The sequence below is a fragment of the Oceanospirillum sanctuarii genome, assembly GCF_002150805.1.
Classification (GTDB): domain Bacteria; phylum Pseudomonadota; class Gammaproteobacteria; order Pseudomonadales; family Halomonadaceae; genus Oceanospirillum; species Oceanospirillum sanctuarii.
Genome location: NZ_MTBA01000003.1, coordinates 137,455 through 153,166, shown reverse-complemented (window position 1 = coordinate 153,166; position 15,712 = coordinate 137,455). Strand labels below are relative to the sequence as shown.

The following is a 15,712-nucleotide window of genomic DNA, read 5'->3' as shown; positions in this document are numbered from 1 at the left end:
TGGGTTGTAATAAAGCTGTAATATAACTGACATATAAAATGGCCATATCAAGAAATCATGACAGTTGAGTCAAGAAAAGATGACAAAACTGGGATTTTTTTATGACATGGCGAAAAACAGCTCTTATACTTTCGCCCAAATTCATACTCCAAGGCAGAAACCCACATGAGTAATCCATTTTCCAAACTCTTTGGGCGCTCCCCATTTGGTCCTATGCAGGATCATATGTCCAAATCATTCAACTGCGCGGAGCAGTTGATTCCGTTTTTTCAGGCCGTTCTGGCGGAAGATTGGGAACAAGCTGAAAAGCTACAGCAACGGATCGCTGTCATGGAGAACGAAGCTGACGATATGAAAACAGCTATCCGCACCAATATGCCGGACAGCCTGTTTATGCCAGTGCCTCGTTCAGACTTGCTTGAACTGCTGACCGTTCAGGACAAGATCGCCAATAAAACCAAAGATATCGCCGGTATTATGCTGGGCCGCAAGATGAAAATCCCTGCTGCAATGGCCGATGCGATGGTTGCTTACGTTGAGAAAACGGTAAAAGCCGCTGAGCACGCTTCCCGTGCACTGAATGAAATTGATGAGTTGATTGAAACCGGTTTTGGTCGTCACGAATCTGAACTCGTGAAGAAGATGATTGCTGAGATCGATGTTTGTGAACACGAAGCGGATCAACTTCAGGTTGAGATCCGTGCACAGCTGTTCAAGCTGGAAGCTGAATTGCCTCCGGTAGACGTGATCTTTATGTACAAGATCATCGACTGGATCGGTGATGTTTCCGATCGTGCTGAGCGTGTGGGCAGCCGCCTGCAAATCTTGCTGGCGAAATAATCAGCTGACTTAACAGCTGTATTTGCTGATCCAATAACGAAAGACGACTAGATACGGTTTTTTTATGGAAATTATTGCTCAATACGCCGACGTATTTATTATCCTGGCCTGTGTGTTTGGCTTTTTCATGGCCTGGGGTGTTGGTGCTAACGACGTGGCAAATGCCATGGGAACCTCTGTAGGTTCCAAAGCGATTACCATCAAACAAGCGATTCTGATTGCGATCCTGTTTGAATTTGCCGGTGCTTATCTGGCAGGTGGTGAAGTAACGGCTACCATCCGTAAAGGCATTATCGACCCGAGCCTTCTGTCGGGTAGTCCGGATCTTCTGGTTTACGGCATGCTGGCGTCTCTGCTGGCAGCGGGTATCTGGCTGCTGGTGGCGACTCACTTTGGTTGGCCGGTATCCACTACTCACTCCATCGTAGGTGCGATTGTCGGTTTCGCCGCTGTCGGTATCTCTATGGAAGCGGTTGCCTGGGGCAAGGTGGGTAAGATTGCGGCAAGCTGGGTTGTTTCCCCTCTTCTTGCGGGTACCATCGGCTTTATGCTGTTCCGCAGTGTTCAGAACCTGATTCTGGAAAAAGACGATCCATTCGCTAACGCCAAGCGCTACGTTCCTTTCTATATGTTCCTGGTAGGTTTCATCATCGCGATGGTTACCCTGCTGAAAGGTCTGAAGCACGTTGGTCTACACCTGAGCTATGGTCAGGCGACCCTGTGGTCTCTGGTGATTGGCGCGGCTGTTATGGTTATCGGCATCATGCTGCTGAAAAACATCAAGCGTGATGAGAAGGCTGACAAAGAATTCCACTTCTCCAGCGTTGAGAAGGTGTTTGGTGTTCTGATGATGTTCACCGCCTGTGCGATGGCTTTTGCTCACGGTTCTAATGACGTAGCAAATGCTGTAGGTCCTCTGGCTGCGGTTGTAGGTGTTGTTCAGTCCGGTGGTGAGATCGCCAGCAAGTCTGCTATGCCTGCATGGGTTCTGCTGCTGGGTGCCGGTGGTATCGTTGCAGGTCTGGTGATGTACGGCCACAAGGTTATCGCGACCGTTGGTACTAACATCACTGAACTGACGCCAAGCCGTGGTTTTGCCGCGACTCTGGCAGCAGCAACAACGGTTGTAGTGGCTTCCGGTACAGGTCTGCCGATCTCTACCACGCACACTCTGGTTGGTGCGGTTCTGGGTGTAGGCCTGGCTCGTGGTATGGCTGCTCTGAACATGAACATCGTTAAGACGATCTTTATGTCCTGGATCATCACTCTGCCAGCAGGTGCTGCTCTGTCGATCTTCTTCTTCTTTATGCTGAAGGGTATCTTTGGTTAATTGAAATCGCTTAACCAAAAGTAGATTACCCGGAAGATCCGGGATCGAAACTGACAATGGCCGCTGATGCGGCCATTGTTGTTTCTGGTCTGGCCTGAAGTCTTGTGAGTTAGCCCACAACCTGCTTCTTTTCCTTTTGCTCTCTTTTCTCCAATCCTCAGCCCGACTACAATCAAGGTCATATCTGAGGTTCGCTTAAGCGGACGGAAGATGCTATTTGCGAACTCGCATGCTCGTTTTGTTCCGACAAGGCAGAAGCTATGCGGGTTTTTCTGTCTTTAAAGCCCTGATCGGGCCGGAGAGCCATTTACTTACTGATCTGCTGGGATTCATCTTGAACTCAAGTAACCAAAAGACCAACGACTGCCTGCCATCCTCCAGTGACTGTCTTCAGGCCACAAGTGATTATGTGCGCAGTTTTCGTAACTCCTCGCCTTATATCAATGCCCATCGGGGCAGAACTTTCGTCGTTCTGCTGGATGGTCACGGTATTCAGCACCCAAATTTTGCCAATATCATTAATGACCTTGCCCTGTTAAACAGTTTGGGTGTGCGTCTGGTGCTGGCTTATGGTGCCCGTCCTCAGATTATGGAGCGACTGGAGCGACGACGTTTGGCTTTGGAATACGTAGGGGCAAGGCCGGTTATCACCACGGATGTGATGGAAGCGGTTAAGGATGCTGCAGGTTCAGCGGGTATCGATATTCAGTCCCGGCTCTCTATGGGGTTGCCGAACTCACCGATGCACGGTGCATCTTTGCGGGTTGCTACCGGCAATATGATTACCGCACGCCCTGTTGGTGTGATCGATGGTAAGGACTTTGGTCATACGGGGCAGGTTCGCAAGGTCGATTGCGGCGCTATCAATCGCCAGCTGGGTGATGGGGCTATTGTTCTGCTGCCGCCGCTGGGTTTTTCGCCCACGGGCGAGGTCTTCTCCCTGAGCGTGGAAGAAGTTGCCACCCGCGCGGCTATCGAGCTGAAAGCCGATAAGCTGATTGTGTTCAGTGAGGCTCAGGGGCTTCTTGATGAAGCCGGTGATGTGATTCGTGTGATGCCACCCCGAGAGGCTGGTCGCCGTCTGGAATCCCTTGATGAAACGACGACAGACTATGCAGCCCTGCATGCAGCGTGGCAGACCAGTCGCTTTGGTGTTAATCGCGCCCACCTGATCAGCTATCAGCAAGACGGTGCCTTGATCGAAGAGTTGTTTACCCGCAATGGTGGCGGCACCATGATTACGCAGGAGCTCTATGAACAGGTTCGTGATGCCACCATCGAAGATGTCGGCGGTATTCTGGAACTGATCCGTCCTCTTGAAGAGCAGGGTGTCTTGGTGCGCCGCTCCCGGGAGCGATTGGAAAACGAGATCGACCTGTTCACCGTGGTCGAACTGGACGGCATGATGATCGGCTGTGCCGCCCTCTATCCGTTTGCGGAAGATGGGATCGGAGAGCTGGCTTGCGTTGCGGTTCACAGCCAGTATCAGGGTGGCCATCGGGGTGATCTGATTCTGCAGCATATTGAGAAACGTGCGAATCGTATTGGTCTGGAGCGTTTGTTTGTGCTCACAACCCATACCGCGCACTGGTTCCGTGAACGAGGCTTTGAACCGGCGGATGTGGATGCACTACCAAGAGCCCGACAGGAACTCTACAACTGGCAACGTAACTCTAAGGTGTTTGTTAAAACCCTTTAAGAGATTCTTACACGGTTAGATCCAAAAAAAGGCGGGGCTCTCCAGTGCTACCGAGAGCTTCCCGCCTTATTTGCTGCAAGAGCAGCCAAGCAAAAGACCTGTATCACCCGACAAAACTTGTCGGATTAACGTAAGCATAGTCCAGAGCTTCGGCTACCGCCTGATTTGTTACCTGTCCTGCATGAATATTTAGCCCATTCATCAGGTACTTATCGTCTTTTATTGCATCTTGCCAACCCTTGTTAGCCAGAGCCAAAACGAAGGGCAGGGTAGCGTTGGTCAATGCCAGAGTTGATGTGCGGGCAACTGCTCCCGGCATATTGGCAACGCAGTAGTGCACAATATCTTCTTCGATAAAGACAGGGTCATCGTGGGTTGTGGCGCGACTGGTTTCAAAGCAGCCGCCTTGGTCGATGGCGACATCCACCAGCACACTGCCTTTTGGCATCTCTTTCAGCATCTCTCGGGTAATCAGCTTGGGAGCTGCTGCCCCCGGAATCAGTACTGCGCCTACCACCAGATCACTGCGACGAATGCAGTCGAGTACCCCTTCCTGCGTGGAATAAAGGGTTTTAAGACGACCAGCATAGCGGGCTTCCAGCTCTCTAAGGCGGGGAATAGAGCGATCCAGAATCGTAACTTCTGCGCCTAAGCCCATCGCCATTCTGGCTGCATTTTCACCGACGACACCGCCACCGATAACAGTGACATGACCCGGTTCAACACCCGGTACGCCGCCCAGTAGCACGCCACGGCCTCCCATGGATTTCTCCAGACAGCGGGCTCCAGCCTGAACTGAAAGCTTACCGGCGACTTCACTCATCGGTGCCAGCAACGGCAGGCCACCATGGGTATCGGTAACGGTTTCATAGGCGATAGCGGTACAGCCGGATTTGATCAGACCTTTGGTTTGTTCCGGATCGGGAGCCAGATGCAGATAGGTAAAGAGCAGCTGGCCGGGTTTCAGGCGAGCGTATTCCACCGGTTGCGGCTCTTTGACCTTAACGATCATCTCTGCTTTATCAAACAGAGCCGCAACATCCGGTTCGATGCTGGCCCCTGCGGCCTGATAGTCGCTGTCGGGAAAACCAATGGCATCGCCGGCATTGTGTTCGACGATGACCTGATGACCGGCGCGGGTCAGTTCACTAACGCCAGCGGGTGTCATGCCCACGCGGTATTCCTGATTTTTGATCTCTTTTGGTACGCCGATAAGCATAGAGTGCTCCTTATAGATCTCAGTGCAGTTTGTCCGGCAGTTTTCCGTGTTTCAAAAGAAGAAAAGGCGCTGTAATGAACCGGAATCCGGCTCTCTTGCCTGTAAAACAGGGCTCTGCCAGTAAAATCCAACAAAAACGTACGGTTATCGCCAGTATAGAACAGGCTTTGCAGTGAAAATTTCTGTTTTAAGGCCGTTTTTCCACCCTCTATGCCTAGCCATACCGGCGTCACAATGGTAAAAAAGTGGGTTGCAAGAGTTAATCTATAAAGAAGGGTAAAGCCACTGTTTTTACGGGGCTTTTATCCGCACCAAGCTGCTGAGGACTACCCATGCCCGTGTATCGTTCCAAGACCTCCACCGCAGGCCGTAATATGGCTGGCGCCCGTGCCCTGTGGCGCGCAACCGGTATGAAAGATGATGACTTTCAGAAGCCGATTATTGCGGTTGTGAACTCCTTTACCCAGTTTGTACCGGGCCACGTACACCTGAAAGATATGGGCCAGCTGGTTGCCCGCGAGATTGAAGCTGCCGGCGGCGTTGCTAAAGAATTTAATACCATTGCGATCGATGATGGTATCGCTATGGGACACGATGGCATGCTGTACTCGCTGCCATCCCGCGACATTATTGCGGATTCCGTTGAGTACATGGTGAACGCACACTGCGCCGATGCCATGGTTTGTATCTCCAACTGTGACAAGATCACTCCGGGGATGCTGATGGCAGCCATGCGACTAAATATTCCGGTCATTTTTGTCTCCGGTGGCCCGATGGAAGCCGGTAAAACCAAATTGTCTGAGCACAAGCTGGATCTGGTTGATGCTATGGTGCTGGCGGCTGATCCGAATGCGTCTGACGAGATGGTGGATGCTGTTGAGCGTTCTGCTTGCCCTACCTGTGGTTCCTGCTCCGGTATGTTTACCGCCAACTCCATGAACTGCCTGGCGGAAGCCCTGGGTCTGGCACTACCGGGTAACGGTACTGTGGTAGCCACTCACGCGGATCGTGAGCAGCTGTTCAAACGTGCCGGTCACCGCATCGTTGAAATGACCCGCGAATACTACGAGCAGGACAACGAGCGTGTTCTGCCACGTTCGGTGGGCTTTAAAGCGTTTGAAAACGCTATCGCGCTGGATATCGCCATGGGCGGTTCCACCAATACCATTCTGCACCTGCTGGCGATCGCTCAGGAAGCAGAAATCGACTTCACTATGAAGGACATCGACCGTATGTCCCGCGTGGTGCCTCAGCTGTGTAAAGTAGCACCGAACACGCAGAAATATCACATCGAAGACGTACACCGTGCCGGTGGCATCATGGGCATTCTGGGTGAGCTGGATCGTGCCGGTAAGCTGCACACCGATACCCCAACCGTACACAGCGATACCATGAAAGACGCTCTGGATGAGTGGGACATCATGCGCAACCCATCGGAAGAGGTGGTTGAGTTCTACAAGGCTGGCCCTGCCGGTATTCCAACTCAGACCGCGTTCAGTCAGGCAACCCGTTGGCCGACACTGGACGGCGACCGTGAAAACGGCTGTATCCGTTCTCTGGAGCACGCTTTCTCGCTGGAAGGTGGCCTGGCGGTACTGTACGGCAACATCGCGCAGGATGGCTGTGTGGTGAAATCTGCCGGTGTGGATGAATCCATTCTGGTGTTTGAAGGCCCGGCTCATGTCACCGAGTCACAGGATGAAGCAGTAGCCAACATTCTGGATGACAAAGTGGTTGCCGGTGACGTGGTTATCGTACGTTACGAAGGCCCGAAAGGTGGCCCGGGTATGCAGGAGATGCTGTACCCGACTTCGTACATCAAATCCAAAGGTCTGGGTAAAGCCTGTGCCTTGCTGACGGATGGTCGTTTCTCTGGTGGTACTTCTGGTCTGTCCATCGGTCACTGCTCACCGGAAGCCGCAGCCGGTGGTGCCATCGGTCTGGTACGCAATGGCGATATGATCCGCATCGACATTCCAAACCGTACCATCGACGTGCTGGTTTCCGATGAAGAGCTGGCCAAACGCCGCGCCGAGCAGGACAAACTGGGCTGGAAACCGGCAGAAGAGCGCCCGCGTCGTGTATCGGCGGCACTGAAAGCCTATGCTAAGTTGGCAACCTCTGCCGACAAAGGCGCAGTACGGGATCTGTCTCAGCTGGATTAATTACTAGCTAAGACGAAGAACCTAAAAGCCCGCTGTGAGCAATCACAGCGGGCTTTTTGTTATTAGTAGGCTGGCACTGTTTGTGATGACTGGATCCTTGTAATATAGATGGAGGCTAATATTGGGATGATTTATCAGTTTTAAGGATATTGCTTTGGAAATGAAAGAGGCACAACTTGGAAGTTTACGGACGTTACTGGGAATTATCCCGGAATTAGAAGACAAGGACAGCTTGTTTTTCTTTCGAGGGCATGCAAATAAGACTTATGAGTTGAAGCCGTCAATTTATAGAAAGGCACAATGGATAAGTAATGAGAATAGAATTATCCGAGAAGTCATAATGCGCTGCCCAACCGAATTCAGCATGATGAACAGTAGCTTTGAAAAATTGGTTAAGATGCAGCATTACGACTTGCCAACTAGGTTATTAGATTTAACTGAGAACCCATTAGTTGCCTTGTATTTCGCTTGCGTCGGAGGCGATGAAAATACTGAAGACGGTGAAATCATTTTTTTCAAAATACCTAAGTCTGAAGTTAAGTATTTTGATAGTGATACGGTAAGTGTAATTTCGAATGTGGCTTGGGCTAATTCCGATTTTGAAGTTGGTGAGCGTTTTAGGGGAAGCTCGAAGGCTTTCCATCACAATGATAATCACCATGCTGTTAACTTAATGCATGATATCAAACAAGAGAAACCTCATTTTTTAGATAGAATAGACCCCAAGCATATTGAAAGCATTGCCTGCGTTAAACCTAAAATGGATAACCCAAGAGTTGTTAGGCAAGATGGTGCTTTTTTACTCTTTGGTATTAATGGGAATAAGCATTCTGCAGCATCAGTCCCTAGTAATTGGATTTATCGACCTAGCGGTAAGAGATATATTGTAAAGGCTTCTGCAAAAGAAGGTATTTTGAAGCAGTTAGCAAGCGTAGGTATCTCAAAAGCAAAGCTGTTTCCAGAAATAGATATGGTGTCTCAGTTTATAAAAAACGAATATGGGCTTGATGAAATTGCATTTTCATCAAGTATCAAGGAGTTAGAAATTCCAAAGATGAAATTCAAGATGTACTGATATTTTCTAAACTAACTGATACGCGCTGCTGCTCAGCAGCGCCCCGCCGATTAACGTAATCAATACGCCGCTGACCATCCGGGTTTTATTCAGAGCCCCCATGCTTAGCTTCTGGGCTAACAGATGCGCGCCGAGGGCGTATCCCATCATAATGCTGACATCCAGCACCAGCCAGCCGAAGGCGAGATAGAGTGAGGCCTGCCAGTAGGGCAGGTCGGTGATGATAAATTGCGGCAGAAGGGTGGCAAAAAAGATCAGGTCTTTCGGGTTGCTGATGCCGGTATAGAAGGCGGATTTAAAGAGTTCTTTGTCGCTCTCGTTATGTTCGCCTTCCTCATTCAGCTCTATCGGTTTAAAGCTTTTAAAGCCAATCCAGATCAGCAGACAGGCTCCCAGAATCGATAGTACGTTGATCCAGATACCCTGCACCAGAAAGGCAACACCGCCCAGTGAGAGGGCGATGAGAATCAGGGCTGCGCTGACACCGCCCAAGGCGTTATAAAAGCTGCGCTTTACGCCATAGGATGCTGAGTGCTGCATGATCAGCAGAATTGAAGGGCCGGGTGTGGCGATAATCAAAAAGATGGTGGCGAGATAAAGCAGAAACAGGCTCATAAAGCTCCGGTATTCAGGGGGCAGATATTTGAGGTACAGGAAACAAAAAAGGCTGCCACGCAGAGCGTGGAAGCCAGTTTGTTGCTCAGAAATTCAGTTTAAATAGAGTACGTGGGCGAGCTTAAGTTCTGTCCGTAGCGGAGGGTTAAACCTCCGCCAGATTACCGTATTGCTGCAGCCAGTCTTTACGGTCACCAGAGCGTTTTTTCGCCAGCAGCATATCCATCACTTCCAGTGTACCGTCGTGCTCTTCACGGGTTAGCTGAACCAGTCGGCGGGTGTTCGGATCCATAGTGGTTTCTCGCAGCTGCAGCGGGTTCATTTCACCCAGACCTTTAAAGCGCTGTACGTTGACCTTACCGCGTTTGTTCTCAGCTTCCAGACGATCCAGAATGCCCTGCTTCTCATCATCATCCAGTGCGTAGTGTACCTCTTTACCGATATCGATACGGTACAGCGGTGGCATGGCAACAAAGACATGACCGTTATCGACCATTGCCGGGAAGTGGCGGATAAAGAGCGCACAGAGCAGAGTTGCGATGTGCAGACCATCGGAGTCCGCATCAGCAAGGATACAGATCTTGCCATAACGCAGACCGGACAGATCCGGATTAGCCGGGTCGATACCCAGCGCGACCGCAATATCGTGTACTTCCTGAGAGGCCAGAATCTGATCGGAGCTGACTTCCCAGGTGTTCAGAATTTTACCGCGCAGGGGCAGAATCGCCTGATATTCACGATCCCGTGCCTGCTTGGCAGAACCGCCTGCAGAGTCACCTTCCACCAGAAACAGCTCAGAACGGGCGGTATCCTGACCGGAACAGTCCGCCAGTTTACCCGGCAGAGCAGGGCCCTGAGTGACCTTTTTACGAGCCACTTTTTTGCTGGCGCGCAGACGTTTCTGGGCGATGTTGATGGTCATCTCCGCCAACGCTTCCGCTTCAGCGGTATGTTGGTTCAGCCACAGGCTGAAAGCATCTTTGACCACGCCGGAAACAAAACTTGCGGTCTGACGGGAGGAGAGACGTTCTTTTGTCTGACCGGCAAACTGCGGGTCCTGCATTTTTACAGACAGCACATAGCTGCAGCGTTCCCACAGATCTTCGGGGGTCAGTTTGACGCCACGGGGAATCAGGTTGCGGAACTCACAGAATTCACGCAAAGCATCCAACAGGCCGGCACGCAGACCGTTGACATGGGTGCCGCCCTGAGCGGTAGGAATCAGGTTGACGTAACTTTCCGTCAGTAGCTCGCCACCTTCCGGTAGCCAGTGCAATGCCCAATCTACGGCTTCTGTAGTAGCGCTGAAACTGCCGGTAAAAGGTGATGCTGGCAGAGTTTCCCAATCTACAGAAGATTGCTTCAGGTAGTCGGTCAAACCATCTTCATATTGCCATTCGGTGGTTTCGCCGGTGTTCTCATCCCAGAAGGTGATATGCAGACCCGGGCAGAGAACTGCTTTGGCACGCAGGTTGTGCTTTAGCTTACTGACGGAGAACTTAGGGCTGTCGAAGTAACTGGCTTCCGGCCAGAAGTGAACCTTGGTACCTGTGTTGCGTTTGCCAACGGTGCCGATCACTTCCAGATCTTCAACCTTGTCGCCGTGGGCAAAGGCGATTTTCAGCTGTTCGCCGCCTCGTTTTACAGAGACTTCCAGACGGCTGGAGAGGGCGTTTACCACAGAAACACCTACCCCGTGCAGACCACCGGAGAACTGGTAGTTGCTGTTGGAGAATTTACCACCGGCATGCAGGCGGGTCAGAATCAGTTCAACGCCGGTAACGCCGTGTTCCGGGTGAATATCCGTTGGCATACCCCGGCCATCATCTTCCACTGAGACAGAGCCATCTTTAAACAGGCAGACCTGAATATTGCGGGCAAAACCGCCGAGTGCTTCATCGACACTGTTATCGATCACTTCCTGCGCCAGGTGATTTGGGCGGGTAGTATCGGTGTACATTCCGGGACGTTTTTTCACCGGATCCAGACCGCTTAAAACCTCGATGGCCTGAGCGTTATAACTTTGTGTAGGTTTATCTGCACTCATGGGTGTTCCTGATATTCTTTTTGTCTTGTATGACGGCCAGAGCCTTTTCGCTTTTGGGTTTTATACCGCTTGATCTTTATACCGTCTGGCCTTTATCTGAGGCCGTTTTTAAACCAGAGCTCTGAGCTTCAGCACTTCATCTTCTTCCGGCATGGTCAGCTTATCGGGATAGCTGATTCCGGCAAAGTCCAGAAGGGTGGTGAAGTGGTGTTCAAAATTCTGGAAGCCGTGATCGCCGCCTTCAATAACCTGTACATCCGCCTGACGGTAGTAGTTTTCGGCCCGACGATAATCCAGCACTTCGTCATCGGTTTGCAGCAGCACTTTAATATTCTGGGTGCAGGCAGGTTCGGCCATGTGCAGTTTACGTAGCTGCTGCATGTGGTCCTGAGTCAGCTCGTACTGTTCGCCAGTATAGAGGTTCTCGTTCAGCCCGAGATAGGCTGGTAACAGCTCCTGCGGGAAGACTGCCGGATTGATCAGTACTGCTTTAAGACCGGGATAACGAGCCATCAGATAGGTGCTGTAGAAACCGCCCAGTGAACTGCCTACCAGCAGAATGCGGGTAATCTTCCCTGCAGCCTGATCATCGGCTTTGATCTGTTCAAGCAGATCTTCCAGCGCATCCATCGCTTTTTCCGGCCAGTGGCTGAGCATTGGCGAATGGTATTGCAGATCCAGCTGGTTCTGTTCGACAAAAGCTTTCAGCTGCAGCGCCTTAAAGGAGCCCGGCGAGCTGTTAAAGCCGTGCACATAAATGATGTGATGTTGAATCTGGTTATCCACAATGACCTCATCTGCCGTTTATACAGGACGGATTTAGGGCAAACAGTTTAGGTAAATACTGGTTGGGTGTACAGATGCTATTTGTATCTGGCTGATCTGAATCAGCGCAGGAAAAAGGCTTAAAATTCAGCGACAAAAAAGCCCGGCAAACCTTTGCATTAACAAAGGATGTCGGGCTTTTTCAGTCCCAGTGATTAAACCGGGCCAGAGATCAGAGCTTTGTTGTGCTTAGATCAAAGCGCTTCGATCTTTTTGTACTGCTCCTGCAGTTTGGCCTGAGACTCCTGAGCTGCGGTCAGTTTCTCGCGCTCTTTTGCCACAACCTCTTCCGGCGCGCTGGCAACAAACTTCTCGTTGCCCAGTTTGCCTTCCAGACGGCCCACTTCTTTCTGCAGTTTTTCCATCTCTTTCTTCAGACGACCCAGCTCGGCATCTTTATCAATCAGACCGGCCATAGGTACCAGCACTTCCATCTTGCCAACCAGTTTGGTGGCAGACATAGGTGCTTCTTCGTCTGCTTCCAGCCAAGTGATCGCTTCCAGCTTGGCCAGCTTGGTCAGGGCAACGTAGTTGTCCTGCAGACGACGGAAGTCTTCGTCGCTACCGTTCTGGATCAGAACCGGCAGTTCTTTACCCGGAGCGATGTTCATTTCACCACGGATGTTACGGATACTGACGATCACAGACTTCAGCCACTCGATGTCGCTTTCAGCAGCTTCGTCGATTAGCTCAGCTACAGGAACCGGATACGGCTGCAGCATGATGGTGTTGCCTTCTTTGCCCGCAAGATCTTTGATCTGCTGCCAGATCTCTTCGGTGATAAACGGCATGATCGGGTGAGACAGACGCAGAATTGCTTCCAGAACACGTACCAGAGTGCCACGGGTGCCACGCTTCAGAGCCGCCAGCTGGGCTTTCTCTTCTTCGGTTTCACCTTCGGACTCATCCCACAGTACCGGCTTGGACAGTTCCAGGTACCAGTCGCAATACTGGTTCCAGATAAAGTCGTACAGGGTCTGGGATGCCAGATCGAAACGGTATTCGTCCATCTGACGCATCACGGTTTCTTCGGTGCGCTGCAGGCTGCTGATGATCCAGCGATCCGCCAGAGACAGGATCACTTCTTCACCATTCTGACCACAATCCTGACCTTCAGTATTGGTCAGCACGTAACGGGCGGCGTTCCAGATCTTGTTACAGAAGTTGCGGTAACCTTCCAGACGCTTCATATCCCAATTTACGTCACGGCCGGTAGAGGCCAGTGCCGCCAGAGTGAAACGCAGGGCGTCGGTGCCGTGAGCTGCGATACCTTCCGGGAATTCCTTCTTGGTACGCTTGCCGATCTTTTCAGCCAGCTGCGGCTGCATCATGTTGCCGGTACGCTTATCCAGCAGCGTCTCCAGATCGATACCGTCGATCATATCCAGCGGGTCCAGAACGTTACCCTTGGACTTGGACATTTTGTCGCCGTTCTCATCACGGATCAGACCGGTGACGTAGACGTTTTTGAACGGTACCTGAGGTTTGCCGTCTTCATCTTTGATGAAGTGCATGGTCATCATGATCATGCGGGCAACCCAGAAGAAGATGATGTCAAAACCCGTTACCAGCGTATCGGTCGGGTGGAAGGTTTTCATCTTCTCGATATCGTTTGGCCAGCCCATGGTGCCGAAGGTCCACAGGGCCGAGCTGAACCAGGTATCCAGTACGTCGTCGTCCTGACGCAGTTCCAGCTCAGGATCCAGATTGTATTTCTCGCGCGCCGCTTCAGCAGAAGCTGCTACGTAAACATTGCCTTCGTTATCGTAGAACGCCGGAATGCGGTGGCCCCACCACAGCTGACGGGAGATACACCAGTCCTGAATGTCACGCATCCAGGAGAAGTACATGTTTTCGTACTGCTTAGGTACGAACTTGATCTCGCCGTTTTCAACCGCTTCGATAGCAGGCTTAGCAAGTGTTTTGGCATCGCAGAACCACTGATCCGTCAGCATCGGCTCGATCACCACACCACCACGGTCACCGTAAGGTACCGTCATGTTGTTCTCTTCGATCTTAACCAGCAGACCTTTCTCTTCCATCTCGGCAACGATCGCTTTACGGGCAGCGAAACGCTCCATGCCACGGTATTGCTCAGGAATAGTGGTGTCGATTTCAGTGTTTACCGAACCGTCGGTGTTAAACGCCTGCGCCTCATCACGGATATCCGCGTTCAGGGTCAGCACGTTGATCATCGGCAGGCCGCAGCGCTTGCCCACTTCGTTATCGTTGAAGTCGTGTGCCGGAGTGATTTTTACGCAGCCGGTGCCTTTTTCCATATCGGCGTGCTCGTCACCCACGATAGGGATGAGACGGCCCACCAAAGGCAGTTCAATAAACTTACCGATCAGGTCTTTGTAACGCTCATCTTCCGGATTTACCGCAACACCGGTATCACCCAGCAGGGTTTCCGGACGGGTGGTACCCACAACGATATGGTCTTCACCGGCAGCAGTTTTAACGCCATCGGCCAGCGGGTAACGCAGGTACCACATCTTGCCTTTAACTTCTTTGTTCTCAACTTCCAGATCGGAGATCGCAGTGTGCAGCTTCGGATCCCAGTTCACCAGACGTTTGCCGCGATAGATCAGGCCTTCGTCGTGCAGACGGATAAAGACTTCCTGTACCGCATGGTAGAAGCCGGAATCCATGGTGAAACGCTCGTTTTCCCAATCCACAGAGTTGCCCAGACGACGCATCTGTTTGGTGATGGTGCCGCCGGATTCCTCTTTCCATTCCCAGATCTTTTCAACGAAGGCTTCGCGACCCAGATCGTAACGGCTTTCACCGGTTTCAGCGGCTAGCTTACGTTCTACAACCATCTGAGTGGCGATACCGGCGTGGTCAGTACCCACAACCCACAGCGCGTTACGGCCCTGCATACGACGGTAGCGGGTCAGCGCATCCATAATGGTGTGCTGGAAGGCGTGGCCCATGTGCAGACTACCCGTGACGTTTGGCGGCGGAATCACGATGGAATAGGCATCACCTTCGCCGGACGGGCGGAAGTATTTGTTGTCTTCCCAGTTCTGATACCAGGTGCGTTCAATCTGTTCGGGTTGGTAAGTCTTATCCATGGAGGTATGGTTCACCGCTAATCTGGTTGGCTGCCTGCATATAGGTTGGTCAGAGACCGCCGGGCAGCTAACGGAAGTTGTAAGTTAGTACTTGATTGAAGGGCAGTACTTGATAATCGGTCGATTATACATGGCGTTGGCGGCTCTGATAACCGCCCGGAGGCTGCTCAGTACGAGAAATTAAGTCCCGTCAGGCGAGTTTTCAGGCGGAAGTTTTACAGCGCGTCGTTTGCGACACTAACGCCGCATATCGTGACGGTTCAGCGCATAGCCGCGCTCTTTATAGAAACGCCAGTCATCGCGCTTGGCTTTGAGCAGATTTTCCTGCTGGAACACGATCTCAGCAACACGCTCGAAACGGCTGAAATGATCCGGCACATGGTGGCAGAGGTTGATCATCACATCATGGTGGTGAGCACAGTCTTCACCGTGGCCGATAGCCACCGGCACTTCCTGAATTTTCTCATCGCCTACCATAAGGTGCGGGATAAAACTGTCCGAGCGGAACTCCCATAACAAACGGTCGATCTCTTTCGCCTGAGCCTCATCTGCTGCCTGAATATAGATCTGGTGACCTTTGCGCAGCACCTTCTCAGTCAGACGACAGACAAAGTTGAGCTGAGCTTCCGGCTCAGTGGCAGGCAGGATGTAGAAATCGACTTGAGTCATGGCAGGTGTCCGGTTGCTTCAGGCGAGTACTGGTCGGTGATTATATCAGAGGCGCAAACTGCACGAACCCTGATGGATGACCAGTAGTCGAGAGCTGCATATCGTGTAATGGCGTAGATAAACCGTATCTAATGTCTGGTTGATCCCTACG

Annotated in this window: 11 protein-coding genes; 5 read left to right on the top strand and 6 right to left on the bottom strand. The window is 51.6% G+C overall.

The window, feature by feature from the left end; translation table 11 throughout:
• Positions 1-165: 165 nt before the first annotated feature.
• The 3 genes from BV405_RS04500 to argA all read left to right on the top strand — a co-directional run bounded on the left by BV405_RS04500 (position 166) and on the right by argA (position 3,869).
• Positions 166-840, top strand: a complete 675-nt coding sequence (locus BV405_RS04500) for a TIGR00153 family protein (protein WP_086479677.1) — start codon at positions 166-168, stop codon at positions 838-840.
• 64 nt (positions 841-904) lie between these two features.
• Complete coding sequence (locus BV405_RS04495) at positions 905-2,170, top strand: inorganic phosphate transporter (protein WP_086479676.1); 1,266 nt, start codon at positions 905-907, stop codon at positions 2,168-2,170.
• Between the two features lie 334 nt (positions 2,171-2,504).
• Positions 2,505-3,869 (top strand): amino-acid N-acetyltransferase, encoded by a 1,365-nt coding sequence (gene argA / locus BV405_RS04490; protein WP_342743913.1) that lies wholly within the window; start codon positions 2,505-2,507, stop codon positions 3,867-3,869.
• 103 nt (positions 3,870-3,972) lie between these two features.
• On the opposite strand, the gene ald is transcribed toward argA, so the two are convergent.
• Positions 3,973-5,088: an alanine dehydrogenase gene (gene ald / locus BV405_RS04485; protein ID WP_086479674.1), complete on the bottom strand. Its 1,116-nt coding sequence runs from the start codon at positions 5,086-5,088 to the stop codon at positions 3,973-3,975.
• A gap of 332 nt (positions 5,089-5,420) precedes the next feature.
• Between ald and ilvD the strand changes: the two genes are divergently transcribed.
• Both ilvD and BV405_RS04475 read left to right on the top strand, forming a co-directional pair.
• Positions 5,421-7,253, top strand: a complete 1,833-nt coding sequence (gene ilvD / locus BV405_RS04480; protein ID WP_086479673.1) for a dihydroxy-acid dehydratase — start codon at positions 5,421-5,423, stop codon at positions 7,251-7,253.
• Between the two features lie 160 nt (positions 7,254-7,413).
• Positions 7,414-8,328, top strand: a complete 915-nt coding sequence (locus tag BV405_RS04475) for an FRG domain-containing protein (protein ID WP_245832260.1) — start codon at positions 7,414-7,416, stop codon at positions 8,326-8,328.
• Between the two features lie 6 nt (positions 8,329-8,334).
• Here the strand turns inward: BV405_RS04475 and BV405_RS04470 are convergent, their stop codons facing one another.
• The 5 genes from BV405_RS04470 to BV405_RS04450 all read right to left on the bottom strand — a co-directional run bounded on the left by BV405_RS04470 (position 8,335) and on the right by BV405_RS04450 (position 15,561).
• A complete protein-coding gene (locus tag BV405_RS04470) occupies positions 8,335-8,943 on the bottom strand; it encodes a LysE family translocator (RefSeq protein WP_086479671.1) in 609 nt (202 codons plus the stop codon).
• Between the two features lie 145 nt (positions 8,944-9,088).
• Positions 9,089-10,990, bottom strand: a complete 1,902-nt coding sequence (parE, locus tag BV405_RS04465) for a DNA topoisomerase IV subunit B (RefSeq protein ID WP_086479670.1) — start codon at positions 10,988-10,990, stop codon at positions 9,089-9,091.
• Positions 10,991-11,098: 108 nt separating this feature from the next.
• Positions 11,099-11,776: a YqiA/YcfP family alpha/beta fold hydrolase gene (locus tag BV405_RS04460; RefSeq protein ID WP_217895570.1), complete on the bottom strand. Its 678-nt coding sequence runs from the start codon at positions 11,774-11,776 to the stop codon at positions 11,099-11,101.
• A 233-nt stretch (positions 11,777-12,009) separates the two neighbouring features.
• Complete coding sequence (locus BV405_RS04455) at positions 12,010-14,892, bottom strand: valine--tRNA ligase (RefSeq protein WP_086479669.1); 2,883 nt, start codon at positions 14,890-14,892, stop codon at positions 12,010-12,012.
• A 237-nt stretch (positions 14,893-15,129) separates the two neighbouring features.
• Entirely contained in the window at positions 15,130-15,561 is a 432-nt protein-coding gene (locus BV405_RS04450) for a DNA polymerase III subunit chi (protein ID WP_086479668.1), read from the bottom strand.
• Positions 15,562-15,712 lie beyond the last annotated feature (151 nt).

Bases quoted from the DNA above. Each gene is read 5' to 3' on its own strand.
- BV405_RS04470 (WP_086479671.1), bottom strand. From the start codon at position 8,943: ATGAGCCTGTTTCTGCTTTATCTCGCCACCATCTTTTTGATTATCGCC.
- BV405_RS04475 (WP_245832260.1), top strand. From the start codon at position 7,414: ATGAAAGAGGCACAACTTGGAAGTTTACGGACGTTACTGGGAATTATC.
- parE (WP_086479670.1), bottom strand. From the start codon at position 10,990: ATGAGTGCAGATAAACCTACACAAAGTTATAACGCTCAGGCCATCGAG.
- ald (WP_086479674.1), bottom strand. From the start codon at position 5,088: ATGCTTATCGGCGTACCAAAAGAGATCAAAAATCAGGAATACCGCGTG.
- BV405_RS04455 (WP_086479669.1), bottom strand. From the start codon at position 14,892: ATGGATAAGACTTACCAACCCGAACAGATTGAACGCACCTGGTATCAG.
- ilvD (WP_086479673.1), top strand. From the start codon at position 5,421: ATGCCCGTGTATCGTTCCAAGACCTCCACCGCAGGCCGTAATATGGCT.
- BV405_RS04500 (WP_086479677.1), top strand. From the start codon at position 166: ATGAGTAATCCATTTTCCAAACTCTTTGGGCGCTCCCCATTTGGTCCT.
- BV405_RS04450 (WP_086479668.1), bottom strand. From the start codon at position 15,561: ATGACTCAAGTCGATTTCTACATCCTGCCTGCCACTGAGCCGGAAGCT.
- BV405_RS04495 (WP_086479676.1), top strand. From the start codon at position 905: ATGGAAATTATTGCTCAATACGCCGACGTATTTATTATCCTGGCCTGT.